Here is a 25,888-nt window from a genome sequence, read left to right on the forward strand (position 1 = left end):
GGGGCGGGCTGCGGGCTGGCGGCTCGGGGAGATGCGGGCCGATCGGCGCGGGGGGGTGCGCCGGTTCGGGCGGCTTTGCCCGGGGGCGCGGGATGGGCCCTGCGGGGTCATGCGAGCTGGCCGCGCGACAGGTGCAGGCGGCGCGACATCGCGGCGGCGACGCGGGGCGAGTGGGTGACGATGACGAGGGCGGCGGAGGTTTCGGCGGCGAGCTCGAGCATGAGGGCAAGCACGGCCTCTGCGTTCTCCTCGTCGAGGTTTCCGGTGGGTTCGTCGGCAAGGATCAGCGGCGGGCGGGCCGCCAGCGCCCGGCCGATGGCGAGGCGCTGCTGCTGTCCGCCCGAGAGGGTTTCGGGCCAGGCCGAGAGGTGGGGCGCGAGGCCGAGGCGCTCGGCGAGGGTGGCGCACCAGCGCGCATCGTGGCGCCCTGCGAGGCGGGCCTGAAAGGCGAGGTTGGCGGCCACGTCGAGCGATGGGATCAGGTTGAACTGTTGGAACACGAGGCCGATGTGGCTGCGCCGGGCCTCGGCGCGGGCGGCATCGGGGAGGGCCGAGAGCGGCAGGTCGTTGAGGGTGACTGTGCCGCTGTCGGGGCGGTCCAGCCCGGCGAGCAGGTGCAGAAGGGTCGACTTGCCGGAGCCGCTCTCGCCGGTGAGGGCGAGGGTTTCGCCCGCGGCGAGGGTGAGGGAGATGCCCGAGAGCACGGGTTGCTGGCCGCCGGAGGGGAGGGGGAAGGCCTTGTGGAGATCCTTGGCGGCAAGAAGCATGACGGGGAGGATGTATTGCGCAGGGCCGGAAGGGAAGTGGGGTGCGGCGCTGGGGCGCGGGGGCCGGTTGGCGCCGGCGCGCGGGCCGGTTCGCGTGGGGCGGGCGCTGTGCCGGGAAGCGCGCTCTGGTCTTGCGCTTGGGGACCGGCCCGGCTCCCTCAGCGGAAGCCGGGCGGCATGGGTTGGTTTACGACAGTCCGGCGCAGAAGGCCTGAATGCGGGTGCAGGCCTCCTTGAGGTTCTCGTCGGAGGTGGCGTAGCTCACGCGGAAGTTCGGCGAGAGGCCGAAGGCCGCGCCGAACACCGCGGCAACGCCCTTTTCCTCGAGCAGGGCGGTGCAGAAATCTTCGTCGTTCTCGATCTTCTTGCCGCCCTCGGTGGTCTTGCCGATGCAGCCGGCCACGTCGGGGTAGACGTAGAAGGCGCCTTCCGGCGTGGCGCAGGTGATGCCCTCGGCCTCGTTGAGCATGGCAACCACAAGGTCACGCCGCCGCTTGAAGGTGGCATTGTTGGGCGCCAGAAAGTCCTGCGGGCCGTTCAGGGCCTCGACCGCGGCCCATTGCGAGACCGAGCAGGGGTTGGAGGTGCTCTGGCTCTGGATCTTGCGCATGGCGCCGATCAGCTCCTTGGGCCCCGCGGCATAGCCGATGCGCCAGCCGGTCATGGCATAGGCCTTGGAGACGCCGTTCACCGTGAGGGTGCGTTCGTAGAGCTTGGGCTCGACCTGTGCCGGGGTGCAGAACTCGAAGTCGTCGTAGACGAGGTGCTCGTACATGTCGTCGGTCATCACCCAGACGTGGGGATGCTTCAGCAGCACGTCGGTCAGCGCCTTCAGCTCGTCCCATGTGTAGCCGGCCCCGGTGGGGTTGGAGGGCGAGTTGAAGATGAGCCACTTGGTCTTGGGGGTGATCGCGGCTTCGAGCTGCTCGGGGGTGAGCTTGAAGTTGGTCTCGGCGGTGGCCTCGGCCGTGACGGGGGTGCCGCCCGCGAGCAGGGTCATGTCGGGGTAGGAGACCCAGTAGGGCGCGGGAATCACCACCTCGTCGCCGGGGTTCAGCGTGGCCATCAGCGCGTTGTAGAGGATCTGCTTGCCGCCGGTCCCGACAGAGACCTGTGCGGGCTCGTAGTCCAGCCCGTTGTCGCGCTTCAGCTTGGCGCAGATTGCCGCTTTCAGCTCGGGAATGCCGTCAACGGCTGTATATTTGGTGCGACCCTCTGTTATAGCCTTGATGCCCGCCTGCTTGATGTTGTCGGGCGTATCGAAATCGGGCTCGCCCGCGCCCAGTCCGATCACATCCTTGCCCGCGGCTTTCAGCTCGGCGGCGAGGTTGGAGACGGCGATTGTGGGCGAAGGCTTCACGCGCGAGAGCGTGTCGGAGAGGAATGCCATGATGGGCTCCGGGCTGTATGCAGACGGGGCCGTTAGTAGGCCCCGGCGGTGTGGCGTTCAAGCGCCAAAGCGGTCCGGGGCGGAGAGGACTTGAGATGGAAAGCGAGACAGGCGGCTGGTTTGACGCCGAGACGGCAACCTTTGGAGACAGGGTCGCCGGCGCGCGGGAATCGATGGGATGGAGCCAGAAGGAGCTGGCGGAGCGGCTTGGCGTGAAGGCCAAGACAGTGCGGGGCTGGGAAGGCGATGCCAGCGAGCCGCGGGCCAACAAGCTACAGATGCTGGCCGGGATGCTCGGCGTGTCGATGCGCTGGCTGCTCTCGGGCGAGGGCCCCGGAATTGATGCACCGCTGCCAGAGGGCGTGGTGCCGGCGACGGCCCCGGCCGAGCTGGCCGGTCTGCTGGCCGAGATTCGGGCCGTGCGCGGCGAGATGTCGGCGCAGGCCGAGCGGCTGGAGCGGCTGGAGGTCCGTCTCGAGGCGGCGCTGGAGGCGAGCCGGTGAGCGAGGCTGGGACCGAGCCGCGCGAGGTGCGGCTGAAGCGGCTGAAGATCCGGGCCTGGCGGCGCGGGATCAAGGAGATGGATCTGCTGCTGGGCGGCTTTGCCGACAGCGAGATGGCGGGGCTGGCCGACAGCGAGCTGGATGCGCTGGAGGCGCTGATGGAGGAGGCCGATCAGGACCTGCTGCGCTGGGTGACGGGGCTTGAGGCGCCGCCGGAGGTGCATGTGGCGATGCTGAGGAGAATCGCGCCGGAGGCGCGTCTTTGAAGGATTTGCCGGAGGCGCGTTGCTGAAAGGCGGCGGCCGGAGGCGCCTTTTTGAAGGTAATCCGCTGGAGGCCCGGTCGGATTGGCCGGCCTTCGCGTGCAGACTCCGTCGCGTTTCTCGGTGTTCAACGGCCCTGCCAACGGACAATTTTCCCGAACATCGCCTCACAAGCTCCGATGAACTGCAGAAAAATTGATCGGACTTAACGAGTTCTAAGGGTTTCGAACGCACAAGGGGTGCCAGACAAGAACTGGCGGAGAATGCCATGAGCATCCATTCCCCTGTCGCCCCCAGCCTGAGGCAGGGTTTCATGGGCGGCTATCTCGAAACACTGGCGCTGGTGGAGCGGCTCCACCGCCTGCTGCTCGATGTCATCAAGGACGAGTTCGAGCGCGTCGGCGTGCTGGAGATCAACGCGGTGCAGGCCCTGCTGCTGTTCAACGTGGGCGACCATGAGGTGACGGCGGGCGAGCTCAAGTCGCGCGGCTACTACCAGGGCTCCAACGTGAGCTACAACCTCAAGAAGCTGGTGGAACTGGGGTTCATGCATCATCAGCGCTGCGAGATCGACAGGCGCTCGGTCCGGGTGCGGCTCACCGAACGCGGGCGCCACATTCGCGACCTCGTGGCCGAGCTGTTCGAGCGCCATGCCGAGGGGCTGCAGACCAGCGGTGTCATCGACCTCGACGGGTTGGAGGTGATCACCGCCGCCCTGCGGCGCATGGAGCGCTACTGGGGCGAGCAGATCCGCTACATCTACTAGGCCGGGGCCGGAAGGCCGGCCTGTTTCGGGGGGTGAGCCCGCCGGAACGGGTGGACCTGATGCCGCTGTGCCGAGATTTCTGCGGCGCTGTGCTGCACGCAGACCGGCTCTTGCGCTCCGTTGGGGCCACCGAATGCTTAGGGAAGGTATCTACAGCCACCGAAAGGCATCTGGAGGCATCGGGGAGCAGTCGGAAGCCGCCGGGAAGACGCCGGAAGGCGCCGGGAAGCCACCGCAAGGCATCGGTAAGCCACCGGAACGGATCGGGAAGCCACCGGAGGGGATTGGGAAGCCGCCGGAAGGCTTCGGGAAGTCACCGGGAGGGATCGGGAAGCCACCGAAAGGCACCGGGAAGCCACCGGAGGGCATCGGGAACCTGCCGGAGGGCATCGGGAAGCCACCGGAGGGCATCGGGAATCCGCCGGAAGGGATCGAAAGCCACTGGAAGGCAGCGAAAGCGGCTGAAGGTCAGCGAAAAGCCGGCGTGCGGTAGCGGTCGGCTAGGGGTTTGCGGCGAGGTGCCTGTCTTGTGGCGAGTGCGCGGCGAACGGCGCACCTTCCAGCTCTTTCAGGAGCTTGCGCGCCATGGCTTCGGCGTAGCTCTCGAAGCTCTCCGCCGTCATCACGAAAGCGCCCGGCCCATGGATCACCTGCGCCTTGTAGTAGGCCGAAAGCTCGGCCAGCGACGGGTCGGCGTGGTCTGCCGGTTCGCCGCCGATGGTCAATCCGTTCACCACGATCCCGGCCAGGGGCGGGGTGGTGCGCACGTCCTGCGGGCGCTGGCCGGTGTTGCTCTTGCCATCGCCGGAAAGGTCGATGGTGCGCTTGGGGCAGGCGGGCGCGCGGGCCAGAAGCGCCGCGCCGTAGAGCATGGCGGCACCGATGGCGGTTGTATGCGGCGCAGGTTGGCGCGGGGTGTCGCGCAGGCGCTGGGCCACGCCCGCAAGGGTTTCGGGCGAGGTGATGGCGATCCAGTCGATGAGGAGCCGCTGGAAGCTCTCGTCGGACCATTCATAGACCGCGAGGATCACCGGCCTGTCGGTGCCGGTGAGCAGGGCGGCGGCGACCTCGGGATCGGAGAGCGCCTCGGCCAGCCCGTCGAGCTGAAGCCGGTATTCGCGCAGATCCACCGAGCCGGACACATCGAGACCAAGGGCGAGGGACTGGCGGCAGCTGTCCTGCGCCTTAGCCGGAAGGGCGAGCAAGGCGCAGGCGGAGAGCGTGCCGAGCAGGCGGCCTGCCGCGCGCGCCTTGCGGCGCAGTCCCGACAGGAGCGAAGGCGAAGCGAGAGAGATCATCGGGCCGCGAGCCAGGTGCGGGCGCTCTCGCCGAGGCGGAAATGGCCGCTCATCGGATGATCGAACAGCATGTCTTCGGTCCGGGCGCCCGCGCCGATGTTATGAGTGACCAGCGGCGTGCCGTCGGGCGCGGAGTTGGACGAGATGATGCCGATGTGGGGCAGGCCCGAGCCGGTCAGGCGGAAGCTCACCACGTCGCCGGGCCGGAAGGCGGACGGATCGGTGACGAGCGGCAGCCCGGCCCCGGCGCGGGTGAAGAGGGTTTCGAGGTTGGGCACGCGGCGATGGTCGATGTTGCGGTCGGTCGAGGACAGGCCCCAGATCTTGGGATAGGCGGCGAAGGCGGCCTTCATATCCGCATTCACCGCCGCCTGAAGGTCGAGCCCCCAAGCGTCGCGCAGGGCGCGGATCACCACATCGGTGCAGACCCCGCGCTCGCGCGGCAGGTCGCCGCCCGGAAAGGCGAGGCCGACATAGGCGGGATCGTAGATGGTGGTGACGCCGACCTGGGCCTGGGCGGCCGCGGCGAGATCGGTGCCGGGATCGGCAGCGGCGGGCCCGGCCAGAAGGGCGAGCAGGGCCAGCGCCCTCACACCGCCGGCTCCTCGTCTCCGAGGTGTGGCAGGGGCCGACGCGGCGGGCTCTGGGGCGCGCGGTAGAGGAAATCGCGCATCACCAGCGTGACGGTGACGAAGGCGACGAAGAGCAGCAGATACCATGACCCCATCTTGGAAAAACTCACCATTTCGGTCCAGTGCTGGCCCGGATAGGCCCATGTGCCGGTGACCGTGCCGATATTTTCGGCCACCCAGACCATCAGCGCCACCAAAAAGGCCGTGAGCGGTAGCGGCATCCAGAGCGGGCGCTCGCCGACGTAGAACCAGACGCGGGTGCGGGCGAAGAGCAGCACCGTGGCGGCGAAGAGGGCGAGGCGGATGTCGGGCAGGAAGTGGTGGGCGAAGAAGTTGACGTAGATCGCCACGGCCAGCACCACCGTCATCCAGAACGGCGGGTAGGGCGCAAAACGCATTTCGAAGATCCGGGCGACGCGGGCGATGTAGCTGCCGATGGCGGCATACATGAAGCCCGAGAACATCGGCACGCCGAGGATCTTCAGCACGCCGACCTCCGGGTAGGCCCAGCTGCCGGCCTGCACCTTGAAGAACTCCATGGCGGTGCCGGTGAGGTGGAAGAGCGCGATGACCTTGGCCTCTTCCCATGTTTCCAGCCGGGCCCAGAGGAAGAGGGCCTGGGTGCAGAGCGCGAAGATCACCAGAAAATCGTAGCGCGCCAGGGCCCAGCCCGGTTGCCAGATTGCCTTGGTGGCGAGGATCGCCACCAGCAGCAGCCCGCCGAAGAGCGCGGCCCAGCCCTGCTTGAGGGTGAACATGACCAGATCGGCCAGCCAGCCCGGCAGGCGGCGGCGGGCCCAATCGCCCATGCCCCGCTCGAGCCGCCGGGTGCCGCCATCTATGTGGATGCGCGGGTCCATCAGAAGGTGGATTTCAGCCCGAAGGTGATGCCGAAGGTCTCGGTGCTGTAGAGGTCGACGGTGCTGGTGTTCTGCTCCCAGCTCACGCCGACTTCGGGGGCGAAGCCGTAGTAGTCGGCCTCGAAGAAGAAGAATTTCACCCCCAGCCGCGCACGGTCATCGCGCCGCTCTTCGCCAAAGAGCGAGCCGTCGTAGTCGCGGTGCTCGAAGGCGGCAGACAGCGTGGTCTGGGCGGTGAAGACCGACTTGGCGAGCTGGTAGGCGGCGGTGAGCTGCGTGGCGGAATGGGCGGTGAGGGTGCTGTCGGACTGCACGTCCTTGGCGGAGGCGATCACGGTGAGGCGGCCGGCGTCGAAGCGGTGCGACACGCCGAGTTGCAGCTCGGTGGAGGTGAGCGAGTTCCGGGGGTTGTCGATCCGGTCCTGCCACTCGCCAAGGGCCGCGGCCCAGCCGGTGGTGCGCGGTGCGAGGCGGAAGCTCTGGCCGACGCGGGCGCGGGTGTAGGTGAGCAGCGGGTCGCCGCCATACCAGCTTTTGCCGATGGCCAGCTCGGCATCGAACAGGCCGAAGGCGGGCCCCTTGGCACCGGGTTTACGGGCCTTGGGCGCGCGCATGACCCCGAAGGAGAGTTCGGCGGAGGTATAGGCGTAATCGTCGGCATCGGCCGTGGGGGCCTGCTCCTTGGCATCGCCGGAGAGCCAGTAGCGCTTGGCCTCGATCGAGCCGCCGAAGCGCAGGATGGTGCGACGGCCGGAGCGGAGGCGATATTCGGTCGAGGCGCCGAGCGCGAGTTCGGTGCCCGAGAGCGCCTGCGCATCGCCGGAGAGCTGAAAGCCGAGGCCGCCGATCTCGATCCGGTCGGTGGCGGCGCCGTTGTTGATGTTGGAGGAGGGCGTCAGCGAGAGGGTGACGTTGGTGCGCCAGGGGTTGCGGCCGCGCACGTAGGTGAAGTCGCGCTGGGCGGCGGTGCGGGCGGTTTCGGTGGGGGCGAACTCGGCGGCGCGGCGCAGCCAGAACTGGGCGCGGGTGCGCTTGCCGTCGGAGGCCAGCGCCTGCGCCATGGCAACGGAGGCGTGGTAGCGCTCTTTCTCGGTTTCGGCGGCCTCCCAAGCCTGGCGGGCAAAGGCCTGCGCCTGGTCGTAGCGGCCCAGGCTGCGGGCGGCGCGGGAGGCTGTGGTGGCGGCGGCCACGTCGCGGGGATCGAGGGCGAGGAGGGCTTGTGCCACGTCGAGGCCGAAGGCCGGTTTGCCGGCGATCACGGCGCGCGCCGCGACTTGCCGCGCCTCGGCAGGGTCGAGGGCTACGGGCTGGGAAGCAACCGGTCCGGCGCACAGCAGGCAGGCCAGCAGGACGCGCCCGATCAGGAGGCAGAGGCCACGGGCCGGGCCCATGGCTTACGGGTTCGTGGCGATGAAAACGCCGGTTTCCTGCGCACGGAACTCATCGACCACATTCTCGTCGGGGTTGCCGTTGACGTCGCGCCCGGTTTCGGTGGCAGGTCCGGTGATGACGATCAGGCCGACGACCTCTTCGGAGTTGGGGCCTGCGAAGGCACCTTCCCAGGATCCGGTCTCGAATGTGTTGCCAGCGTTGGTGCCGGTCCGGTCCTGCGAGGAGGCGGAGCCATTTGTGATGAAGCCGGCGCTATCGGAAAAGGCAACGGAGAGCTGGATGACGGGGAGGTCTTCTCCGTTTGACGTTCCGTCGGATGCGAAGACCTGGCGGTTGGTGATGCTGCCCTGGATCGCGCCGGTGGTTTCGAAGTCCAGAAAGTCGACGACGATGGTGGCGTTGCCCGTGGTGAAGCTGACGTCGCCGGCCGAGTTGCCGTGGTTGGACACGCGCACGCCTGCGTAGCTGCCGTTGTAGACGGCTTCACCGAGTCCTCCGGAGTCAACCGGGGTGCCAGCCTGGTTGCGCGTGTATTGGGCGCCACCGTAGCCGAAGTCCTGATAATCACCGGTGCCGACGGCGGCGGCGGTGGCATAGGCGCCTTCACCGTAGACCGCGAAATATTTGACCTGGTTCGTCTCGGCAGTCGGATCGCCGCTTTCGTAGGCGGTGAAGCCACTGACGAGGGCGAAGCCCATGGGCGTGTAGCGCTCGAGGCCCGAACCTTCCGGGCCGTCGAACGGCAGGTTGTCTACCACGATGTAGCCGTTGGGGTGAGTTGCGTCGGGGGGGAAGTGCGTTACCCCTTTCACGTTACCGGCGAGGCGTTGCACATCGGATCCGGTCGTGATCGCCGAGTCGTTGTCGGTGCCGGAGTCGTTGTCTTCGCCCGGCTGTACGGGGCCGCCCGTCACCGGGTTTCCGTCACCCCCGCCGCCGCAGGCAGAGAGAAAGGCGAGGAGGGCAATGGCGGAAAGGCTGGAGCGCATGGCGATCTCGTTCTTTATTGGTGACTGCTCTTTGTTGGCCGGTAATTTCCCCGTGTGCAGGGGAAGTGTCAACGTTTTGTGAGGTAATGTGGCCGGGAAAGCGGAAAGCGTTGCCGATCCATCGCCCTGGGACGGTGGCATCCATATACAGCGGGCGCTTTTCGTTGGGCCGCGAGATATGGTAGGAGCCTCGCAGGCAGCAGGTAGGGGGAATCGGTGAAGCAATATCTGGACGCCCTGAGGGAAGTGCTGGAGCGCGGCGAGCTGTCGAGCGACCGCACCGGCACCGGCACCGTGAGCGCCTTCGGGCTGCAGACGCGCTATGACCTCTCCAACTCCTTCCCGCTGGTGACGACCAAGAAGCTGCACCTGCGCTCGATCATCCACGAGCTGCTGTGGTTTCTGTCGGGCGATACCAACATCCGGTATCTGAAGGAAAACGGGGTGAGCATCTGGGACGAGTGGGCCGATGAAAACGGCGATCTCGGCCCGGTCTATGGCCGCCAGTGGCGCGATTTTCCGCAGCTCGTGGCGACCGATGCGGTGGCGAACGGGCAGCGGCTTTACGAGCGCCGCTCGGTGGACCAGATCGCGACGCTGGTGGAGCGGATCAGGGCCACGCCGGACTCGCGCCGCCTGATCGTGAGCGCATGGAACCCCGGCGAGGTGGACGAGATGGCGCTGCCGCCCTGCCATACGCTCTGGCAGGTGCGGGTGCTGGGCGGGAAGCTTCATTTGCAGCTCTATCAGCGCTCTGCCGACATGTTCCTGGGCGTGCCCTTCAACATCGCCAGCTACGGCCTGCTGGCGGTGATGCTGGCCCATGTGACGGGTTATGAGCCGGGGGAGTTCGTGCATTCGATCGGGGACGCGCATATCTATTCCAACCATATGGAACAGGTGCAGGAGCAGCTTTCGCGCACCCCGCGGGAGGCCCCGAAGCTGCGGCTGGCGCGGGATGTTAAGAGCCTGTTCGACTTCCGCTTCGAGGATTTCGTGATCGAGGGGTATGACCCGGCTCCGGCGATCAAGGCCCCGGTGGCGGTCTGATGCTGAGCCTGATCGTTGCACGCGACCGGAACGGGGCGATCGGCAAGGATGGCGACATTCCGTGGCGGGCGCCGGATGATTTGCGGTTTTTCAAGCGCGAGACGCTGGGCGGCGCGGTGGTAATGGGGCGCAAGACCTGGGAGAGCCTTCCGGTGCGGCCGCTGGTGGACCGGCTGAACCTTGTGGTCTCGTCGCGCACCGATCTGGGGGTGGACACCTTCCACCGCCCCGACGTGGCCGTGAACTATGCCTATGAGCTGGGCTACCGTCGGGTCTATGGCATTGGCGGCGAAGGGATTTTCACGGCCTTCATGCCTCAGGCCGACCGGCTGCTGATCACCGAGGTCGAGCTTGAGGTGGAGGGCGCGGATGCCTTCATGCCCGATTTCGACGCGGCAGACTGGCGGCTGGCCGGGGAGACGGTACTGCGCGAGGATGCGCCGCGCTGCGTGCTCAGGGAGTGGCTGCGGCGCTAAGGTCTCCGGCCCGGCGGGCTTTGCCGCGCCCGACGAAGGTGGCACGCCCGGGTCGATTGCCGGGCTGGCACGGCGGGGGTAAGGTCGCGGCATGAAACGGGTTTTTCTGGCTTCGATCCTCTGGCTTCTGGCCCTGCCTGCCCTTGCGCAGGAGGTGACGGTGTTTGCCGCGGCCTCGTTGAAGGGCGCGCTCGATGAGGTGGTCGCGGCATGGGACGGCGGGGAGGTGCGGATCTCCTATGCCGGGTCGTCGGCGCTGGCCCGCCAGATCGGGGCGGGGGCGCCTGCGGATCTGTTCATCTCGGCCAACCCGGACTGGGTGGACTGGCTGGAGGCGCAGGGCGTGGCCTTGGAGCGCGTCGATTTGCTGAGCAATTCCATGGTGTTGATCTCGCGCGCGGATGACCCGCGGACGGGGCTCGACCAGCTCAAGGGCTCGGAGCGGGTGGCGATGGCACTGGTCGATGCGGTGCCGGCGGGGATCTACGGCAAGGCGGCGTTGGAGAGTCTTGGGCTGTGGGAGGCTGTGGCGCCGCGCGTTGTGCAGGCCGACAACGTGCGCGCGGCGCTGGCGCTGGTGGCGCTGGGGGAGGCGCCGCTCGGGATCGTCTACGCGACCGACGCGCTGGCGGAGCCGGGGGTGGCGGTGGTGGCCGGGTTTCCGGCCGGGAGCCACCCGCCGATCCTCTACCCGGCGGCGGCGCTTTCCGAGGCGGGCGCGCCGTTGATGGAATTTCTGCAAACCCCTGATGCGGCGGAAATCTTTGCTCGCCATGGCTTTGGGGTCGTGGCGAAGTGAGCTGGCTCGGCCCGCAGGAATGGGCGGCGGTGGCACTCTCGCTGAAGGTGGCGTTCTGGGCGACGCTCTTTGCCCTGCCGCCGGGGATCTTGGTGGCCGTGGCGCTGGCGCGGTGGCGCTTTCCGGGGCGCGAGATCGTGAACGGGTTGGTGCATTTGCCACTGGTCTTGCCGCCGGTCGTTACCGGCTACCTGCTGCTGCTGACCTTCGGCACGCGGGGCTGGCTGGGCGGGGCGCTGGCGGAGATCGGCGTGGTCTTTGCCTTCCGCTGGACGGGCGCGGCGCTGGCGGCGGGGATCATGGGATTCCCGTTGTTGGTCAGGGCGATACGGCTCTCGGTTGAAGCGGTGGACCCGAAGCTGGAGCAGGCGGCGGCGACACTGGGGGCCTCGCGGTTCTGGGTCTTCACCACGGTCACGCTGCCGCTGATCCTGCCCGGCGTGATCGCCGGCGGGGTGCTGGCCTTCGCCAAGGCGATGGGCGAGTTCGGCGCGACCATCACATTCGTGTCCAACATCCCCGGCGAAACCCAGACCCTGCCGCTGGCGGTGCACAACTTCATGCAGGTGCCGGGCGCGGAGGCCTCGGCCTGGCGGCTGGTGGTGGTGTCGCTGGTGGTGGCGATGGGGGCGCTGCTCTTGAGCGAATGGCTGGCGCGGCGGGTTGCTGCGCGGGTGGCCGGGCGATGACGCTGGAGGTGGCGATCAGGGTGGCGCAGGGGAGCTTTGCGCTGGAGGTGGAGTTTGCCGCGCCGCAGGGGATCACCGTGCTCTATGGCCGCTCGGGGGCCGGGAAGACGAGCATTATCAACGCGGTGGCCGGGCTTTCTCGCCCAGCGGCGGGGCGGATTGCGGTGGATGGCGAGGTGCTGTTTGACAGCGCGCTTGGGGTGAACCTGCCGCCGCACAGGCGCCGGATGGGCTGTATCTTTCAGGATGCGCGGCTGTTTCCGCATCTCACCGTGGCGCAGAACCTGCGCTATGGGCGCTGGTTTTCGAAGACCGGGCCTGAGGAGGCGCGGGTGGTGGAGATGCTCGGGATCGGGCCTCTGCTGGGGCGTCGGCCGGGGGCGCTTTCGGGCGGCGAGCGGCAGCGGGTGGCGATCGGTCGAGCGCTGATGGCGGGGCCGCGGATGCTGCTGGCCGACGAGCCGCTTGCCGCGCTGGACGAGGCCCGGAAGGCGGAGATTTTGCCCTATTTCGAGCGGCTTAGGGACGAGATGGGGGTGCCGGTGCTCTACGTGTCCCACGCCCCTGCGGAAGTGGCGCGGCTGGCGACGACGGTGGTGGCACTGGACGGCGGAAAGGCCGTGCGGCAGGGGCCGGCGGCGGATGTGCTGGGCGACCCTCAGGTGATGCCGCTGGGCCCGAGGGCGGCGGGCACGGTGCTGGAGGCGCGTGTGGTCGCGCATCATTCTGACGGGCTGAGCGAGCTGGAGGCGGGCGGGCTGACACTTTATCTTCCGGCGGTAAGCCATTGGGAAGGCTCGGTTTTGCGGGTTCACATCCAGGCGGCGGACGTGATGCTGGCCACCGAGGCGCCGCGCGGGATCTCGGCGCTCAACGTCTGGCCGGCGGTGGTGACCGACCTGCGGATGGGCACCGGCCCCGGCGCGATTGCGCGGCTCGATGCGGGCGGGCAGGTTCTGCTGGCACGGATCACCCGCCGCTCTGCCGAGGCGCTGAAGCTGGCGCCGGGGCGCGAGGTCTTTGCCGTGCTGAAGGCGGTTTCGGTCGCGCCGGAGAGCGTGGCCTGAGCCTGCGTGAACGCACTGTTTCCATTCCGGAAATTGAATTGTGGCGAGAACGCGGTAACACTGTGGCGGAATTGGCTTTTTCCGGCCACGCAATAGGGCGGGCAATGGGGGTTTTTATGCGCAGAAGTGTTTTGATGGCGACGGCGGGGCTTATCCTTGGAGCGGGCGCGGCCTTTGCCCAGGGGGCGCCGGATGCGCCTCGGATCTATGCCTATCCGGGCGAGAATTTCTGCCCTGCGGGGCTTCAGCCGATCACCATCAGCGGCGTGATCTGCTGCGGCACCCCGAACCAGAAAGTGAGCTATGCCTCGATGAAGGCCACCCCGGCGCCGGTGCGGCGCAAGACGGTGGTGCGCCGGAAGGCGGCGGGGCGTGACGGTTACGTCTGGCACGGCGGCAAGGGCGTTGCGCCCGACGAGTGAACCCGACTTCGGGGCGAGAGAGACCAGGCCGACGGGGTGACCCCGGCGGCCTTTTCATGTTCAGTTCCGGGGGCTTGGCCCCGGTGTGCTCCTAGAGCAGCTTGAGGTCGCCCGCACTTTCGCGGCCGTCGCGGCCGGGGACCATCTCGAAGCTGATCTTCTGATTATCGGCAAGGCCGGTGAGGCCTGCCCGCTCTACGGCGGAGATGTGAACGAACACATCATTGCCGCCGCCATCGGGCGCAATAAACCCGTAACCCTTTGTCGTATTGAACCATTTCACGGTGCCGGTGGGCATTCCGTTTCTCCCTCTTCAATCCCGGCCCTTAACCTGCGGGCCGTATGCAGTCCGGTCTTCAATCTTCCGGTCCGCATCTGAGGCAGTATCGGTCGTGAAGTCTCCGTGTCTTGAGGATTGTGGTGCGATGTAAAAAACGCAAGACAAAGCAATGGCCCTTGGGGGATTCTCGCGGGGCTTGGCCGAAAAAGAGGCGAATGCGATGAAAATATACGGGTTAAAAACCTGCGATACCTGCCGAAAAGCAGTTAAAACCAGCGGGGCGGCGCTTGTGGACGTGCGCGAAAATCCGCTTACGGCTGCCGAGCTGGAGCGGTTCTGGGCGGCCTTCGGGGAGGCGCTGGTGAACCGGAAGTCGACCACCTGGCGGGGGTTGTCGGAGGCGGAACGGGCGGGTGAGCCGCTGGCGCTTCTGGCGGAGCACCCGACGCTGATGAAGCGCCCGGTGGTGGAAAGGGACGGGCAGCTCTGGCTCGGCTGGGGGCCGGAGGTGCGGGCCGAACTTGGCTTTGCATGAATGCCGGGACGCGGGCGCCGGAGCGGCGTTAACCGCAAAAATGTCACAGGCACATTGCGTACACATCCTGTGCACACCCTGTGCATACGGCATTTTTGCAAGACGGCGCGGGGTTAACCCACCGCGCGCCTACACCGGCGCAGGACTGGCGGGGCGGAAGGTGGTGAGCGCCCGGTCGAGCGAGACCGGGCCGGCGCCGCGCAGCACGAGAACCCCGAGGGTGAGAACCCAGAAGGCACGCTGATCGAGCAGCAGCGCATTGGACGGCGCATCGAACCAGCGGCCGATGTCGTCGCCGGTGACGCCGTGGCCGTAAACGTCGACCACGCTCTGGACGAAGACGAAGCCGATCATCCCCAGCGCGGCCAGCCGGGTGAAGAGGCCGAGGACGATGGCGAGGGGCAGCAGCACCTCGGCCCAGGTTCCGGCGAGGGTGACGGCCCAGTGGAAGAGGGTGAGCTGCGAGATGTCGTAGCCGACCGCCTCCATCGCCTTGGGGAAGATGGTGACATAGGCCCCGGCGTCGGGGCGGAAGAGGCCGAGCACGCCCTCGCCGAATTTCGCCAGCCCGGAGTTGAGGTAATAGACCATCAGCACCCCGGTGAAGACGAGGCGGGCGAGGGAGGGCAGGAGCCATGGCGCGGCGGCTTCGAGCTGGGCGGTGGCGGTGTCGTAGAGGCGGAGGAGGCGGATCATGGCTGGGGCTCCGTGAGTGCGCCGCCGGTCAGCAGGGCGGTGAGGGTTGCGGTGATGTCGAAGCCGTCGGGCGTGGCCTCTTCAAGGGTTTCACCGGCGGCAAGACCGGCGAGGAAGGCGGGGGCCTGCGGCGCGAGCAGGGTGAGCTGCGGATCGAAGCCGGGGCGGGTGACGAGCACCGATTGCGCCTGCGGCTCGGGCTTGGGCCCCTCGCCGCGGGTGAAGGCCCAGACGGCGTGGATCGGGTAGGGCGACTGCACGAGGCGGACGGTGGGGGCGAGGGCGAAGCGGGCCTGCGGGGTGATGCGGGAAGGCGCGACGGGGGTGCTGTCGGCGGCGTGGTAGCTCTCGCGCAGGGCCTGTTCGAGCCGGGCGACATCGGGGAGGTAGGGCAGGTGGGCGACCGGGGGGAAGCTTTCGAGGAAGGGCGCGAAGCTGGCGCCCCATGTGGCGATGCGCGGGTCACGGGGCGGGTGCTGGCGCACGTAGTGGCCTGCCATGGCGGTGAAAAACTCGGCCCCGACAATGGCTTGCGTCACGGGGAAGGCCTCTGCCAGGGCTTCGGAAAGCGAGACGACGACGTTGTTGCGGTAGACGTCGAAACGCTTGCCGGCAGGGCGGCCTTTTGGGTCGACAAGGCCCTGGGGGACCGGGGCTTCTGGCGCGAGGAGGGAAGTGTGAAAGGCCGATTGGGTCATGCCGGCACGCTGCTGTGCTCGGGGGCGAGGATGGCGGCGGCGCGGGCGGCCTCGGCCTCCAGCTCGGGGAAGGGGGGAATGTCGGCATCCCATTCGATGAGCGTGGGGCGGGGACCGGCGCGGCGGATGGTGTCGCGGTAGAGCTGCCAGACCGGATCGACGACATGGGCATCGTGGCTGTCGATCAGCAGACGGTCGCCATGCTCGTCGGCCTGCTCGTCATGGCCGCCGAGGTGGATCTCGTGGACGGCGGAAAGCGGGAAATGTTCGATATAGTCAAGCGGCGCGCGCTGCTGGTTGGTAGAAGCGACGTATACGTTGTTGACATCAAGCAGCAATCCGCAGCCCGTGCGGCGGGCGATTTCGGCCAGAAAGTCGGTTTCTTCCATCTCGGAACAGGTGAAGGCGAGGTAGGTGGAGGGGTTTTCGAGCATCATGGCGCGGCCGATTGTGGCTTGCAGTTGGTCGATGTGCTCGCAGACGCGGGTGAGGGTGGCCTCGGTGTAGGGCAGGGGCAGCAGGTCGTTCAGGAAGGCGCCCTCGTGGGTGGACCATGCGAGGTGTTCGGAGAAGGAGGCGGGCTGGAGCCAGGTGCAGAGGTGCTTGAGGCGGGCGAGGTGGTCGGGGTCCAGCGGGGCCTCGCCGCCGATGGAGAGGCCGACGCCATGGACGGAAATCGGGAAGCGCTCGGAAAGGTGGCGAAGCTGGGCAAGGGGGCGGCCGCCGTCGCCCATGTAGTTCTCGGCGTGGATTTCGAGCCAGGACACGCAGCCCGGATCGCTCACCAAGTCATTGAAATGCTGGGCCTTGTAGCCCACGCCCACCCCGGCGGGGAGGCGGAAATCGGATGCTGCGCCGGACATTCGCTCGCTCCGTTGCTGGAAGGGGTGCGCCCGGCCCCGGAAGGCCGGGCGCAAAGGGCTCAGGAGGCGGGCAGGTCGCGCTCGAGGGCTTCGAGCGAGCCCATGCGGGCCGAACCGTCGGCCATGGCGGGCAGCTCGATGTCGGCGCAGGTGCCGGCGGTCACCAGAGTCCAGGCGTTGCCCTGGTAGTCGACGGTGGAGGTGCCTTTGCAGGTGGTGCCGGGACCGGCGGCGCAATCATTTTCGCCAGCCATGGAAACGCCGAAGCACTTCTCCTGGCTCTGGGCCGAGGCGGTGCCGGCGGCGGCCATTGCAGCGGCGACAGAAGCGGCGACGGCGAGAGTCTTCACAGTGTTGGACATGAGTATCCCCTTGGGTTGGTTGGTTTATTTCGGTTTGTCTTGGCCCCGGGTCATCCATCCGGGGATGTCAAAAAGCTAGTTGCCGGGGGCGCTCACGCGCCATTGACAGGCCTGTGAACACACGCGGGCGTTATGACGGGGCGTGGTTTTTGCGGTGCAGAAAACTTGAGGTAAATGAGCAAGTCGCTGAAAAGGTTTGGCTTTTCTCGTGAGCTTGTTGCTTTGTTTTGTAACATTTGCCCCCACGAAGCCGTGAGGGGCCGACATATGGTTACAAAATGAAAGCGCCGCCCGGCGGGGTGCAGGGCGGCGCTCACGTGGCTGTCAGGGATGTTACGGCAGCTTCAACGCAGATCAGGCGGGGTGGCCTCTTCGGCGAGGGTGGCGACGATCTCGTCGAGGCTCTGCACCGCGGTCTGCTTTTCGCCGAGGCGGCGGACGGAGACGGTGCGCTCTTCGACCTCGCGGCCCCCGCAGGCGAGGATGACGGGCACCTTGCCGACCGAGTGCTCGCGGACCTTGTAGTTGATCTTTTCGTTGCGAATGTCGGCCTCGGCGCGGATGCCCTTGGCGGTGAGGGCGGCGACGACCTCGTTGACGTAATCATCGGCCTCCGACGTGATCGAGGCGACGACGACCTGACGGGGGGCGAGCCAGAAGGGCAGTTTGCCTTCCCAGTTCTCGATCAGGATGCCGACGAAGCGCTCGAAGCTGCCCAGCGTGGCGCGGTGCAGCATGAAGGGGCGGTGCTTGTCGCCGTCCTGCCCGATGTAGCTGGCGCCGAGGCGCTCGGGCAGGTTGGGATCGACCTGGAAGGTGCCGCACTGCCAGACCCGGCCGATGGCGTCGGTCAGGTAGAAATCGAGCTTGGGGCCGTAGAAGGCGCCGTCGCCCGGCTCGAGCGTATAGTCGCGGCCCACGGCCTTGATGGCGGATTCGAGGGCGTTTTCGACGTAGTCCCACGACTCCTCGGCGCCGACGCGCTTTTCGGGGCGGGTGGCGAACTTGATCTCGAATTCGGGGAAGCCGAGTTCTTCGTAGATGTTGGCGAGGAAGTCGATGAAGCGGGCGCATTCGGCTTCGATCTGGTCCTCGGTGCAGAAGATGTGGGCGTCGTCCTGGGTGAAGCCGCGCACGCGCATGATGCCATGCAGCGCGCCGGAGGGCTCGAAGCGCGAGCAGGAGCCGAATTCGGCGAGGCGGAGGGGCAGGTCGCGGTAGCTTTTGAGGCCCTGGTTGAAGACCTGAACGTGGCAGGGGCAGTTCATGGGCTTCAGGGCGTTGATGCGGGTCTGGTCCTTGTTCTTGGCCTTGGTCGCATCGTCGTTCTCGCCGTCGCGGCTTTCGTCGACCTCCACGATGAACATGTGGTGCTGGTATTTGTCCCAGTGGCCGGAGGCCTCCCAGAGCTTGCGGTCGACGACCTGGGGCGTGTTGATCTCGCGGTAGCCGCCGGCGCGCTGCTTGCGGCGCATGTAGTCTTGCAGGGCGGTGTAGATCGTCCAGCCGTTGGGGTGCCAGAAGACCTGGCCGGGGGCCTCTTCCTGCATGTGGAAGAGGTCCATCTCGCGACCCAAGCGACGGTGGTCGCGCTTTTCGGCCTCTTCGAGGAAGGTGAGGTGGGCCTTCAGGTCTTCGCGGTTCTTGAAGGCGACACCGTAGATGCGCTGGAGCATCTGGCGGCTGGAATCGCCGCGCCAGTAGGCCCCGGCGACGGACATCAGCTTGAAGGCATCCGCCGGAAGCTGGCCGGTGTGCTGGAGGTGGGGACCGCGGCAGAGATCCTGCCAGTCGCCGTGCCAGTACATCCGCAGCGGCTCGTCGCCCGGGATCGCCTCGATCAGCTCGACCTTGTAGGGCTCGTTGTTGGCCTCGTAATGGGCCACGGCCTTGTCGCGCGGCCAGACCTCGGTGCGGACCTCGTCGCGCTTGTTGATGATTTCCTTCATCTTCTTTTCGATCTCACCGAGATCTTCGGGGGTGAAGGGCTCTGCGCGGTCGAAGTCGTAGTACCAGCCGTTCTCGATCACCGGGCCGATGGTGACCTTGACGTCGGGCCAGAGGGACTGCACGGCGCGGGCCATGACATGGGCGAAGTCGTGGCGGATCAGCTCCAGCGCGGGGGCGTCGTCCTTCATGGTGTTGATGGCGATCTGGGCATCGGCCTCGATCGGCCAGGCGAGATCATGGTGCTTGCCGTCGACCATGGCCGAGATGGCGGATTTGGCGAGGGATTTGGAGATGGAGGCGGCGACCTCGGCGGGGGTGATCCCGGCTTCGAAGCTGCGTGCATTGCCATCGGGGAAGGTGAGAGAGATCTGGGCCATTGCGGCTCTCCTCGTCGGTTTGGCGCCCACGGAACGCCCGGTTGCGGGTTATGTCGTGAGGGTTCTTTGGCGGGCGGGGCGGGCGGTGTCAACTGTCGGGCCGATGGCGCGGGCGGGATTGAGTATTTTTGGCAAGAAAATGAACCGGGGCGGCGTTAGGGCGTATAGGTTGCATGACTGTTGCAGAGAGCGCCTTCGATGCGCTGACCGAAGAGAGCCGCGCCGAGGCGGAGGATATCACCGAAGCCGCGCGGGAGGCCGAGGCGGGGAATTTTCTGCGCCATGGGGCTGCGCTGTCGCTTTCCAAGCTGGCGGACGGGTTGATTGATCCGAAACTGGTGCTGAGCTGGCTGATGGGCGCGCTCGGGGCACCGGCGGTGCTGACCGGGCTTCTGGTGCCGGTGCGCGAGGCCGGGGCGCTGGTGCCGCAGCTGTTCACCGCGGCGCGGATCCGAGGCATGGGGCAGCGCAAATGGGCCTGGGCTGGTGGCGCGGCGGGGCAGGGGCTTTCGGCTCTGGTGATCCTCGCGGCGGCGCTGCTGCTGGAAGGCTGGGCGGCGGGCCTCGTGATCGTGGCTGCGCTGGCGGTGCTGGCGGTAGCGCGGAGCGTGTGTTCGGTGAGCTACAAGGATGTGCTGGGCAAGACCGTGGACAAGCCGCGCCGGGGCACGGTGACGGGGCTTGCGGCCAGCGTGGCGGCGGCGGGAGTGCTGGTCTTTGCCGGTGTGCTCATGCTGGGGCTGGTGGAGCGGTTTCAGCTGGTGGCGGGCGCGATTGCGCTGGCGGGCGTGGGCTGGCTTGCGGCGGCCTTCGTCTTTGCGACGATCCGCGAGGAGGACCGCCCGGGCGATGCCGAGGGCGAGGCGACCGGATTGGGGCAGTTGCGCTTGCTGCGCGAGGTGGCGGATCTGCGGCGCTTCGTGCTGGCGCGGGTGCTGCTTTTGCCGACGGCGCTGGCCCCGCCCTATCTGGTGATGCTGGCCGGGGATGCGGGCGATGACCGCTGGGGCGCCTTGGGCGCGATGCTGGCGGCATCGGCCTTGGCCGGGCTGGTATCGGGCTGGATCTGGGGGCGGCTGGCGGACCGTTCGTCGCGGCTGGTGCTGGCGATTTCGGGCGCGGTGGCGGCAGGATTTCTGGCGGCGGCGGTGGTGTTGCAGGGCGCGATGGGCACCGCCTGGGCCGCGCCGGTTGTGCTGTTTGGCCTGATGGTGAGCTATCGCGGGGTGCGGGTGGGGCGCTCGACCTACCTCGTGAACCTTGCGCCCGAGGAGCGCCGGGCGAGCTACACGGCGGTCGCCAACACCACGGTGGGCGTGGCGCTGCTGGGCGGCGGGGCCTTTGGCGCGCTGGCGGCGGTGACCGGGCCGGGCGTGGTGCTGGCGGTCTTTGCCGTGGTGGCGCTTGGCGGCGCGGCGCTGGCCTGGCGGTTGAAGGAGGTTTGAGCCGTTGGGGGCGCTGCCCTAGGCCTCCCACTCCTCAAGGGCGCCGCCCTTGCGCAGGATGTCGATCAGGGGGGCGAGTTCCTTTTCGAACTTTCGCCACGCGCCGACCGAGGAAGAATAGATCGGCTGGCGGACCTGGAAGGCGGAGAGGGTTTTGACCGTTCTGGTGTTTTCATAGAAGCGCAGGCAGGCGTCTTCCCACTCCAGCCCGGCATAGTCGACCAGCGCGCGGGCCCCGGCTTCGGGGTCGGCGATGAGGTCTTCGTAGCGGACTTCGAGGAAGGCATCGGGGGTGTGTTTGCGCCAGAAGGCGAGGCCTTCGAGGTGGGCGAGATAGTTGTGCGCCAGTTCCTCGAGGTCGGTGGTGTAGCGGTGGGTGCCATCGCGGAAGCGGTTCTTGAACATCGACAGGCAGTTGTCGCGCGGGTCGCGGCGCACCACGATGAGGCGGCTGCCGGGGCAGACAAGGGGCACGAAACCGGCGTTGGAGCTGGTGAGGATTGCCTTGTCGGTGAGCACGGGGGCGCCTGAGGCGAGGGCGGTGGCCTGTTCTGCCACCTCGCCGGCTGCGGCCTGAAGCTGGGAGGGCGAGACGCTGCGCTCTTCGGCCATGGCGAGGCGCTGGCGGTCGCCGAGGGCGCGGCTCAGCAGCCCGATCTCGCCGCCGCCGGTGACGGTGGAGTGGCTGGAGATGATCTGCTCGACCAGCGTCGTGCCGGAGCGCGGCATGCCGGTGACGAAGACCATGCGCGGGCCATCCTGGGGGGCGACCGGCGTGAGCGCGGCGTTCCAGGTCGTGGTGCCCCGCTGGTAGAGGTCGCGCACCATGCGGCTGCGGATCGGAAAGCGCTCGTTGAGGAGGGCATTGGCGAGGGAGATCTTTTCGAAGGCTTCTGCGGTCTTGCCCTGATCTTCGGCGGCCTTGGCCAGCGCGAATGTCAGGTCGGCACGGCTGCCGGGAAGCTCTGTGCCCTCGTCGTAGGCGGCCTGGATCCCGGGCAGGAGCGGGTCATCGGCAAGCATCTTGCGCCCGGATGCATAGGCGCGCGCGAGGCGCCCGTCGATGGTGCCGTCGGCGCTGGCCTGAGTGAAATACTCGGCAGAGAGGTCGAACTTGCCCTGCTGTTGGGCGATCCAGGCGAGGCCGGAAATGGCCGGCCCGAAGCCGGGCCTTGTGGCAAGTGCACGGTCGAATTGCGCACGGGCGGCGTCCTGCTCTTCGAGGCTGGAGAGGATTTCGCCCATCAGGCAGAGGTGGCTCGGCGGCGCATCGGGGGCGTCGACGAGAGGGGCGACAAGGGTGCGGGCCTCGTCGTGACGGCCGAGAGTTTGGAGGGCGCGGGCGTGGCCGAAGGTGAGGCTGGCGTCGTCGGGCAGTGCCTTGGCGGCCTTTTCGAGCAAGGGCAGGGCCATGGCGTAGCGGTCGCGCTGGAGGAGGGTGAGGCCAAGGAAGCGGGCGACGAGGGGGTTGTCGGGGGTGAGCTCGTAGGCGCGTTCGAGCGGGGCGGTGGCGGACTCGTAGTTGCCGCGAACGTAGAGGATCTGGCCGAGTTGCAGGTGAGCTTCAGCGTAGCTGTCATCGCGTGCGATGGCTTCGCGGTAGGCGAATTCTGCGGCGTCGATCTCGCCCAGGGCGGCGCGGGCGGCGCCGAGGACGGCGAGGATGGGGGCGACGGCGGGGTGGCGGTGGTGCAGGGCCTCGGCGGCCTGCGCGGCCTCGGCGTGTTGGCCGGACTCGAAGAGCTGCACCGCCTGCTGGAAGGCGACGGGATCGGCGCCGCCAAGCTGGGCCTCGCCGGAGCGATTGCCTGTGCGGGCCTTGATGGCCAGCTCGCGGGCGGTCTGGGGCGGGAGGGGCGCGGATTGGGCGGCGCGGACGAGGGTGTCGGCGCCGGAGCTGTCGCCCGAGGCGATCAGCGCGTCGAGCAGGAGGCGCCAGACCATGGGTTCTGTCGGCTTGAGCTCGAGGGCGCGGCGGAGGGGCTTGATCGCCTTCTTGGGCGCGCCACGCTGCATTTCGAGCCGTCCGAGGTGAAAGTGCACCTCGGGGAGCCGTTCGTTGAGGCGCAGGATCTTGGTGTAGAGCGCCTTGGCGACGTCATACCTGCCGCTCGCCTGCGCCTGCTGGGCCTCGGCGAAGTGGGTTTTGATCTGGGGGGATACCTGTGCCATCTGCTCAACCGATCTCTGCGAGGCGGGCCAGCGCCTCTTTCAACTTGGCTTCTTCTTCCTGCCGTTCGGCGAGGTTGGCCTGAGCCTCCTCGACCACCTCGGGGGGGGCGTTTTCGGCGAACTTGGGGTTTTTCAGGCGGCCCTGAAGCCCGCCGATTTCCTTGGCGAGCTTGCCGAGGGTCTTCTCCAGCCGGGCTTTCTCTTCGTCGATGTCGATGAGGTCGGCGACGGGGAGGCCGAAGGTGCCGCCGGAGACGGCGATGGTGATGGCGCCTTTGGGCATCTCGTCGGCCTTCGTGAGGCTCTCGACGCGGGCGAGGCGCTTGATGAGGGCCTCGTTGTTGGCGTAGGCGGCCTCGCCCTCGGGGGTGAGGGCGACCTGGATCAGCGGGACGTGGAGGCCGGCGGGGACGTGCATCTGGGCGCGGGCGGAGCGGATGGCGTCGATCAGGGAGATGACCCAGTTCATCTCGGTATCGGCGCCGGCGTCGATCAGCTCGGGGCCGTAGGTGGGCCATTCGGCGTGCATGACGAAGCCGTCGTGGCCTTTTTCGGTCCAGAGCTCCTCGGTGATGAAGGGCATGATGGGGTGCAGGAGGATCAGCACCTGGTCGAGCGCCCAGGACATGGTTTGGCGGGTTTCGTCGGCGGCCTCGGTGTCGAACAGCGGCTTGGAGAACTCGATGTACCAGTCGCAGAAGGTGCCCCAGGTGAAGCTGTAGAGGGCCTGCGCGGCCTCGTTGAAGCGGTAGTTTTCCATTGCTTCGTCGACGGCGGCGCGGGTCTTGGCGAGTTCGCCGATGATCCAGCGGTTGACGGTGGATTGGGGCTGGGGAATGCCTTCGGGCCGGGCCTCGAAGACGCCGTTCATCTCGGCGAAGCGGGCGGCGTTCCAGAGCTTGGTTCCGAAGTTGCGGTAGCCGGCGATGCGGCTCGTGTCGAGCTTGAGCACGCCGCCGAGGGCGGCCATGGCGGCGGAGGAGAAGCGCAGGGCGTCGCAGCCGAACTCGTCGATGATTTCGAGCGGGTCGATGACGTTGCCGACCGACTTGGACATCTTCTTGCCCTTGGCGTCGCGGACGAGGCCGTGGAGATAGACCTCGGTGAAGGGGACTTGGCCGACCACGGCGAGCTGCATCATCATCATCCGGGCGACCCAGAAGAAGAGAATGTCCTGCCCGGTGACGAGGGTGGAGGTGGGGAAATACTTGGCGAGTTCGGGCGTCTGTTCGGGCCAGCCGAGGGTGCCGATGGGCCAGAGGCCGGAGGAGAACCATGTGTCGAGAACATCGGGGTCGCGCCAGACGGGGTAGGTCAGGACGGTGGGGTCCTGGCTGAGGTTATACTCGGCCAGCGAGGCGGCCAGCGTGTCGATCGCCTCGGCGCGGGAGGCGACTTCGACGATGCGGGCGTTGCTGATGGGGGTGGGCGTGTCGGCCAGCTCGCCCTTGAACTTGTGGGTGACGGTGGCGATGTCGGCGGCGCAGTGGTGCACGGTGCCAGTGTGGACCATGCCCTCGGTGAGCAGGCGCATGAGTTCGACGTGGTCGAGCGCACCGTCGTTCTCGTCGTCCTTGAAGTCGGGGGCGGAGAGGTCGAGGCCATACCACACCGGGATCTGGTGGCCCCACCAGAGCTGGCGGGAGATGCACCAGGGTTCGATGTTGTCGAGCCAGTGGTAGTAGGTCTTTTCGCCGGACTCGGGGAGGATTTTGACCTCGCCGTTGCGGACGGCGTCCAGCGCGGGGCCGACGATCTTTTCGGCATCGACGAACCATTGGTCGGTGAGCATGGGCTCGATGACGACCTTGGAGCGGTCGCCGAAGGGCTGCATGATCGGCTTGTTCTCGACGTAGGGCATCATGCCGCCGTCGAAGCAGGTTTCGCCTTCGTCGTTCGGCGGGGCGGGGACCATGACGGCGAGGCCTTCGTCGGTGATCTGGTCGACGACCTTCTTGCGGGCCTCGAAGCGGTCGAGGCCGCGCAGCTCGTCGGGGACGAGGTTGAGGGTATCGACTTCGGCTTCGGAGAAGCTCGCGCCATTGGCGATGGCCTGGGCGCGGGCGGCGCAGGTGGCGTAGGGCTCGCCGTCGTCACGCATGTTCGCCTTGGTGTCCATCAGACGGTAGAGCGGGATGTTGTTGCGGGTGGCGACGCCGTAGTCGTTGAAGTCGTGGGCGCCGGTGATCTTGACCGCGCCGGAGCCGAAGGTGGCATCGGGGTACTCGTCGGTGATGATCGGGATCAGGCGGCGGTGCTCTTTGGGGCCGACCGGGATTTCGCAGAGTTTTCCGACGATTGGGGCGTAACGTTCATCCGATGGATGAACTGCGACGGCACCGTCGCCCAGCATGGTTTCGGGCCGGGTGGTGGCGATGGAGATGTAATCGCGGGTCTCGTGGAGGGTGACGTTTCCGTCTTCGTCCTTCTCGACGTATTCGTAGGTTTCGCCGCCGGCGAGCGGGTATTTGAAGTGCCACATGTGGCCGGGCGTTTCGATGTTTTCGACCTCGAGATCGGAGATCGCGGTTTCGAAGTGCGGGTCCCAGTTGACCAGCCGCTTGCCGCGATAGATCAGGCCCTTTTCGTACATGTCGACGAAGACCTTGATGACGGCATCGTGGAAGTTGGGGCCGTTGCCGGCCTCGGGGTCGCCCGCCGCGCCGCCCATGGTGAAGGCCTCGCGGGACCAGTCGCAGCTTGCGCCGAGGCGCTTGAGCTGGCCGATGATGGTGCCGCGGGATTTGACCTTTTGCTGCCAGACGCGCTCGAGGAAGGCTTCGCGGCCCATCTCGGCGCGGGTCGGCTCGCCGTTGGCGGCCATTTCGCGCTCGGTCACCATTTGCGTTGCGATGCCGGCGTGGTCGGTGCCGGGCTGCCAGAGCGTGTCGAAGCCGCGCATCCGGTGCCAGCGGATCAGGATATCCTGCAACGTGTTGTTGAAGGCGTGGCCCATGTGGAGCGAGCCGGTCACGTTGGGGGGCGGGATCATGATGGAATAGGTCTCGGGGCGGCGCGCGGCGACACCGGCGGCGAAGGCGCCCGCCTTCTCCCATGCCGCGTAGATGCGGCCTTCGGCTTCGCTTGCGTCGAACGTCTTTTCCATTGCCATGTCGGCTCTCCGGCTCGGGGTCTTGCTCAGGGGGA

At 67.5% G+C, this 25,888-nt stretch carries 27 protein-coding genes; 12 read left to right on the forward strand and 15 right to left on the reverse strand.

Annotated elements, in window-relative coordinates; genetic code table 11:
* Nucleotides 1–107: 107 nt before the first annotated feature.
* Nucleotides 108–767, reverse strand: a complete 660-nt coding sequence (locus GTH22_RS01045; protein WP_252942693.1) for an ABC transporter ATP-binding protein — start codon at nucleotides 765–767, stop codon at nucleotides 108–110.
* Nucleotides 768–954: 187 nt separating this feature from the next.
* A complete protein-coding gene (locus tag GTH22_RS01050; RefSeq protein WP_252942694.1) occupies nucleotides 955–2,157 on the reverse strand; it encodes a pyridoxal phosphate-dependent aminotransferase in 1,203 nt (400 codons plus the stop codon).
* Between the two features lie 95 nt (nucleotides 2,158–2,252).
* Here GTH22_RS01050 and GTH22_RS01055 point away from each other — a divergent pair, with 95 nt between their 5' ends.
* The 4 genes from GTH22_RS01055 to GTH22_RS01070 all read left to right on the forward strand — a co-directional run bounded on the left by GTH22_RS01055 (nucleotide 2,253) and on the right by GTH22_RS01070 (nucleotide 4,182).
* Nucleotides 2,253–2,660, forward strand: coding sequence for a helix-turn-helix domain-containing protein (locus tag GTH22_RS01055; RefSeq protein WP_252942695.1), 408 nt, complete (start codon nucleotides 2,253–2,255; stop codon nucleotides 2,658–2,660).
* A complete protein-coding gene (locus tag GTH22_RS01060; RefSeq protein ID WP_252942696.1) occupies nucleotides 2,657–2,926 on the forward strand; it encodes a succinate dehydrogenase assembly factor 2 in 270 nt (89 codons plus the stop codon). The genes GTH22_RS01055 and GTH22_RS01060 overlap by 4 nt, the downstream gene beginning before the upstream one ends.
* Nucleotides 2,927–3,191: 265 nt before the next feature.
* Nucleotides 3,192–3,689, forward strand: coding sequence for a MarR family winged helix-turn-helix transcriptional regulator (locus GTH22_RS01065; RefSeq protein WP_252942697.1), 498 nt, complete (start codon nucleotides 3,192–3,194; stop codon nucleotides 3,687–3,689).
* Between the two features lie 133 nt (nucleotides 3,690–3,822).
* A complete protein-coding gene (locus GTH22_RS01070; protein ID WP_252942698.1) occupies nucleotides 3,823–4,182 on the forward strand; it encodes a hypothetical protein in 360 nt (119 codons plus the stop codon).
* A gap of 7 nt (nucleotides 4,183–4,189) precedes the next feature.
* Here GTH22_RS01070 and GTH22_RS01075 read toward each other — a convergent pair whose 3' ends face one another.
* Genes GTH22_RS01075 through GTH22_RS01095 form a run of 5 tightly spaced genes read right to left on the reverse strand, consistent with a single transcriptional unit; the run spans nucleotide 4,190 to nucleotide 8,860 of the window.
* Nucleotides 4,190–4,987 (reverse strand): DUF1194 domain-containing protein, encoded by a 798-nt coding sequence (locus GTH22_RS01075; RefSeq protein WP_252942699.1) that lies wholly within the window; start codon nucleotides 4,985–4,987, stop codon nucleotides 4,190–4,192.
* A complete protein-coding gene (locus tag GTH22_RS01080) occupies nucleotides 4,984–5,580 on the reverse strand; it encodes a DUF1287 domain-containing protein (RefSeq protein ID WP_252942700.1) in 597 nt (198 codons plus the stop codon). The genes GTH22_RS01075 and GTH22_RS01080 overlap by 4 nt, the downstream gene beginning before the upstream one ends.
* Nucleotides 5,577–6,479: a DUF817 domain-containing protein gene (locus GTH22_RS01085; RefSeq protein ID WP_371928306.1), complete on the reverse strand. Its 903-nt coding sequence runs from the start codon at nucleotides 6,477–6,479 to the stop codon at nucleotides 5,577–5,579. Before GTH22_RS01085 ends, GTH22_RS01080 begins: the two co-directional genes overlap by 4 nt.
* Nucleotides 6,479–7,870, reverse strand: coding sequence for a hypothetical protein (locus GTH22_RS01090; RefSeq protein WP_252942701.1), 1,392 nt, complete (start codon nucleotides 7,868–7,870; stop codon nucleotides 6,479–6,481). Before GTH22_RS01090 ends, GTH22_RS01085 begins: the two co-directional genes overlap by 1 nt.
* Before the next feature lie 3 nt (nucleotides 7,871–7,873).
* Entirely contained in the window at nucleotides 7,874–8,860 is a 987-nt protein-coding gene (locus GTH22_RS01095; RefSeq protein ID WP_252942702.1) for a hypothetical protein, read from the reverse strand.
* Between the two features lie 216 nt (nucleotides 8,861–9,076).
* Here GTH22_RS01095 and GTH22_RS01100 point away from each other — a divergent pair, with 216 nt between their 5' ends.
* The 6 genes from GTH22_RS01100 (at nucleotide 9,077) to GTH22_RS01125 (ending at nucleotide 13,363) form a co-directional block, all read left to right on the forward strand.
* Entirely contained in the window at nucleotides 9,077–9,910 is an 834-nt protein-coding gene (locus GTH22_RS01100; protein WP_252942703.1) for a thymidylate synthase, read from the forward strand.
* Nucleotides 9,910–10,386 carry a dihydrofolate reductase gene (locus GTH22_RS01105; protein WP_252942704.1) on the forward strand — a complete coding sequence of 159 codons (477 nt, stop codon included), beginning with the start codon at nucleotides 9,910–9,912 and terminating at the stop codon, nucleotides 10,384–10,386. Before GTH22_RS01100 ends, GTH22_RS01105 begins: the two co-directional genes overlap by 1 nt.
* Nucleotides 10,387–10,477: 91 nt before the next feature.
* On the forward strand, nucleotides 10,478–11,185 hold the full coding sequence (gene modA, locus GTH22_RS01110) for a molybdate ABC transporter substrate-binding protein (RefSeq protein ID WP_252942705.1): 708 nt from the start codon (nucleotides 10,478–10,480) through the stop codon (nucleotides 11,183–11,185).
* Nucleotides 11,182–11,874 (forward strand): molybdate ABC transporter permease subunit, encoded by a 693-nt coding sequence (modB, locus tag GTH22_RS01115; protein WP_252942706.1) that lies wholly within the window; start codon nucleotides 11,182–11,184, stop codon nucleotides 11,872–11,874. The genes modA and modB overlap by 4 nt, the downstream gene beginning before the upstream one ends.
* Nucleotides 11,871–12,941 carry a molybdenum ABC transporter ATP-binding protein gene (gene modC / locus GTH22_RS01120; protein ID WP_252942707.1) on the forward strand — a complete coding sequence of 357 codons (1,071 nt, stop codon included), beginning with the start codon at nucleotides 11,871–11,873 and terminating at the stop codon, nucleotides 12,939–12,941. Before modB ends, modC begins: the two co-directional genes overlap by 4 nt.
* Before the next feature lie 116 nt (nucleotides 12,942–13,057).
* Entirely contained in the window at nucleotides 13,058–13,363 is a 306-nt protein-coding gene (locus GTH22_RS01125) for a hypothetical protein (RefSeq protein ID WP_252942708.1), read from the forward strand.
* Between the two features lie 91 nt (nucleotides 13,364–13,454).
* On the opposite strand, the gene GTH22_RS01130 is transcribed toward GTH22_RS01125, so the two are convergent.
* On the reverse strand, nucleotides 13,455–13,661 hold the full coding sequence (locus tag GTH22_RS01130; protein ID WP_252942709.1) for a cold-shock protein: 207 nt from the start codon (nucleotides 13,659–13,661) through the stop codon (nucleotides 13,455–13,457).
* Nucleotides 13,662–13,863: 202 nt separating this feature from the next.
* Between GTH22_RS01130 and GTH22_RS01135 the strand changes: the two genes are divergently transcribed.
* Nucleotides 13,864–14,178: an arsenate reductase family protein gene (locus GTH22_RS01135; protein WP_252942710.1), complete on the forward strand. Its 315-nt coding sequence runs from the start codon at nucleotides 13,864–13,866 to the stop codon at nucleotides 14,176–14,178.
* A 129-nt stretch (nucleotides 14,179–14,307) separates the two neighbouring features.
* Here GTH22_RS01135 and GTH22_RS01140 read toward each other — a convergent pair whose 3' ends face one another.
* The 5 genes from GTH22_RS01140 to thrS form a co-directional block, all read right to left on the reverse strand.
* Nucleotides 14,308–14,874: a DoxX family protein gene (locus GTH22_RS01140; protein WP_252942711.1), complete on the reverse strand. Its 567-nt coding sequence runs from the start codon at nucleotides 14,872–14,874 to the stop codon at nucleotides 14,308–14,310.
* A complete protein-coding gene (locus tag GTH22_RS01145; protein ID WP_252942712.1) occupies nucleotides 14,871–15,572 on the reverse strand; it encodes a DUF2063 domain-containing protein in 702 nt (233 codons plus the stop codon). The genes GTH22_RS01140 and GTH22_RS01145 overlap by 4 nt, the downstream gene beginning before the upstream one ends.
* A complete protein-coding gene (locus tag GTH22_RS01150) occupies nucleotides 15,569–16,435 on the reverse strand; it encodes a DUF692 domain-containing protein (RefSeq protein WP_252942713.1) in 867 nt (288 codons plus the stop codon). The genes GTH22_RS01145 and GTH22_RS01150 overlap by 4 nt, the downstream gene beginning before the upstream one ends.
* A gap of 59 nt (nucleotides 16,436–16,494) precedes the next feature.
* Entirely contained in the window at nucleotides 16,495–16,797 is a 303-nt protein-coding gene (locus GTH22_RS01155) for a DUF2282 domain-containing protein (RefSeq protein WP_252942714.1), read from the reverse strand.
* Between the two features lie 344 nt (nucleotides 16,798–17,141).
* Nucleotides 17,142–19,124, reverse strand: a complete 1,983-nt coding sequence (gene thrS / locus GTH22_RS01160) for a threonine--tRNA ligase (protein WP_252942715.1) — start codon at nucleotides 19,122–19,124, stop codon at nucleotides 17,142–17,144.
* A 173-nt stretch (nucleotides 19,125–19,297) separates the two neighbouring features.
* Between thrS and GTH22_RS01165 the strand changes: the two genes are divergently transcribed.
* Nucleotides 19,298–20,569 (forward strand): MFS transporter, encoded by a 1,272-nt coding sequence (locus tag GTH22_RS01165; RefSeq protein ID WP_252942716.1) that lies wholly within the window; start codon nucleotides 19,298–19,300, stop codon nucleotides 20,567–20,569.
* Nucleotides 20,570–20,587: 18 nt separating this feature from the next.
* On the opposite strand, the gene GTH22_RS01170 is transcribed toward GTH22_RS01165, so the two are convergent.
* The gene (locus GTH22_RS01170; protein ID WP_252942717.1) at nucleotides 20,588–22,741 is read right to left on the reverse strand and encodes a tetratricopeptide repeat-containing sulfotransferase family protein; all 2,154 of its coding nucleotides are present in this window, start codon (nucleotides 22,739–22,741) and stop codon (nucleotides 20,588–20,590) included.
* A 4-nt stretch (nucleotides 22,742–22,745) separates the two neighbouring features.
* The gene (locus GTH22_RS01175) at nucleotides 22,746–25,853 is read right to left on the reverse strand and encodes a valine--tRNA ligase (protein ID WP_252942718.1); all 3,108 of its coding nucleotides are present in this window, start codon (nucleotides 25,851–25,853) and stop codon (nucleotides 22,746–22,748) included.
* Nucleotides 25,854–25,888 lie beyond the last annotated feature (35 nt).

This window comes from Oceanicola sp. 502str15 (assembly GCF_024105635.1).
Classification (GTDB): Bacteria; Pseudomonadota; Alphaproteobacteria; order Rhodobacterales; family Rhodobacteraceae; genus Vannielia.

What these genes read in the sequence shown, in the direction of transcription:
- GTH22_RS01155 (WP_252942714.1), bottom strand. Translation starts at nt 16,797, where the DNA reads ATGTCCAACACTGTGAAGACTCTCGCCGTCGCCGCTTCTGTCGCCGCT.
- modC (WP_252942707.1), top strand. Translation starts at nt 11,871, where the DNA reads ATGACGCTGGAGGTGGCGATCAGGGTGGCGCAGGGGAGCTTTGCGCTG.
- GTH22_RS01135 (WP_252942710.1), top strand. Translation starts at nt 13,864, where the DNA reads ATGAAAATATACGGGTTAAAAACCTGCGATACCTGCCGAAAAGCAGTT.
- GTH22_RS01170 (WP_252942717.1), bottom strand. Translation starts at nt 22,741, where the DNA reads ATGGCACAGGTATCCCCCCAGATCAAAACCCACTTCGCCGAGGCCCAG.
- GTH22_RS01130 (WP_252942709.1), bottom strand. Translation starts at nt 13,661, where the DNA reads ATGCCCACCGGCACCGTGAAATGGTTCAATACGACAAAGGGTTACGGG.
- GTH22_RS01070 (WP_252942698.1), top strand. Translation starts at nt 3,823, where the DNA reads ATGCTTAGGGAAGGTATCTACAGCCACCGAAAGGCATCTGGAGGCATC.
- thrS (WP_252942715.1), bottom strand. Translation starts at nt 19,124, where the DNA reads ATGGCCCAGATCTCTCTCACCTTCCCCGATGGCAATGCACGCAGCTTC.
- GTH22_RS01145 (WP_252942712.1), bottom strand. Translation starts at nt 15,572, where the DNA reads ATGACCCAATCGGCCTTTCACACTTCCCTCCTCGCGCCAGAAGCCCCG.
- GTH22_RS01055 (WP_252942695.1), top strand. Translation starts at nt 2,253, where the DNA reads ATGGAAAGCGAGACAGGCGGCTGGTTTGACGCCGAGACGGCAACCTTT.
- GTH22_RS01140 (WP_252942711.1), bottom strand. Translation starts at nt 14,874, where the DNA reads ATGATCCGCCTCCTCCGCCTCTACGACACCGCCACCGCCCAGCTCGAA.
- GTH22_RS01095 (WP_252942702.1), bottom strand. Translation starts at nt 8,860, where the DNA reads ATGCGCTCCAGCCTTTCCGCCATTGCCCTCCTCGCCTTTCTCTCTGCC.
- GTH22_RS01105 (WP_252942704.1), top strand. Translation starts at nt 9,910, where the DNA reads ATGCTGAGCCTGATCGTTGCACGCGACCGGAACGGGGCGATCGGCAAG.
- GTH22_RS01075 (WP_252942699.1), bottom strand. Translation starts at nt 4,987, where the DNA reads ATGATCTCTCTCGCTTCGCCTTCGCTCCTGTCGGGACTGCGCCGCAAG.
- GTH22_RS01090 (WP_252942701.1), bottom strand. Translation starts at nt 7,870, where the DNA reads ATGGGCCCGGCCCGTGGCCTCTGCCTCCTGATCGGGCGCGTCCTGCTG.
- GTH22_RS01045 (WP_252942693.1), bottom strand. Translation starts at nt 767, where the DNA reads ATGCTTCTTGCCGCCAAGGATCTCCACAAGGCCTTCCCCCTCCCCTCC.
- GTH22_RS01050 (WP_252942694.1), bottom strand. Translation starts at nt 2,157, where the DNA reads ATGGCATTCCTCTCCGACACGCTCTCGCGCGTGAAGCCTTCGCCCACA.
- GTH22_RS01125 (WP_252942708.1), top strand. Translation starts at nt 13,058, where the DNA reads ATGCGCAGAAGTGTTTTGATGGCGACGGCGGGGCTTATCCTTGGAGCG.
- GTH22_RS01065 (WP_252942697.1), top strand. Translation starts at nt 3,192, where the DNA reads ATGAGCATCCATTCCCCTGTCGCCCCCAGCCTGAGGCAGGGTTTCATG.
- GTH22_RS01165 (WP_252942716.1), top strand. Translation starts at nt 19,298, where the DNA reads ATGACTGTTGCAGAGAGCGCCTTCGATGCGCTGACCGAAGAGAGCCGC.
- GTH22_RS01150 (WP_252942713.1), bottom strand. Translation starts at nt 16,435, where the DNA reads ATGTCCGGCGCAGCATCCGATTTCCGCCTCCCCGCCGGGGTGGGCGTG.
- GTH22_RS01085 (WP_371928306.1), bottom strand. Translation starts at nt 6,479, where the DNA reads ATGGACCCGCGCATCCACATAGATGGCGGCACCCGGCGGCTCGAGCGG.
- modA (WP_252942705.1), top strand. Translation starts at nt 10,478, where the DNA reads ATGAAACGGGTTTTTCTGGCTTCGATCCTCTGGCTTCTGGCCCTGCCT.
- GTH22_RS01175 (WP_252942718.1), bottom strand. Translation starts at nt 25,853, where the DNA reads ATGGCAATGGAAAAGACGTTCGACGCAAGCGAAGCCGAAGGCCGCATC.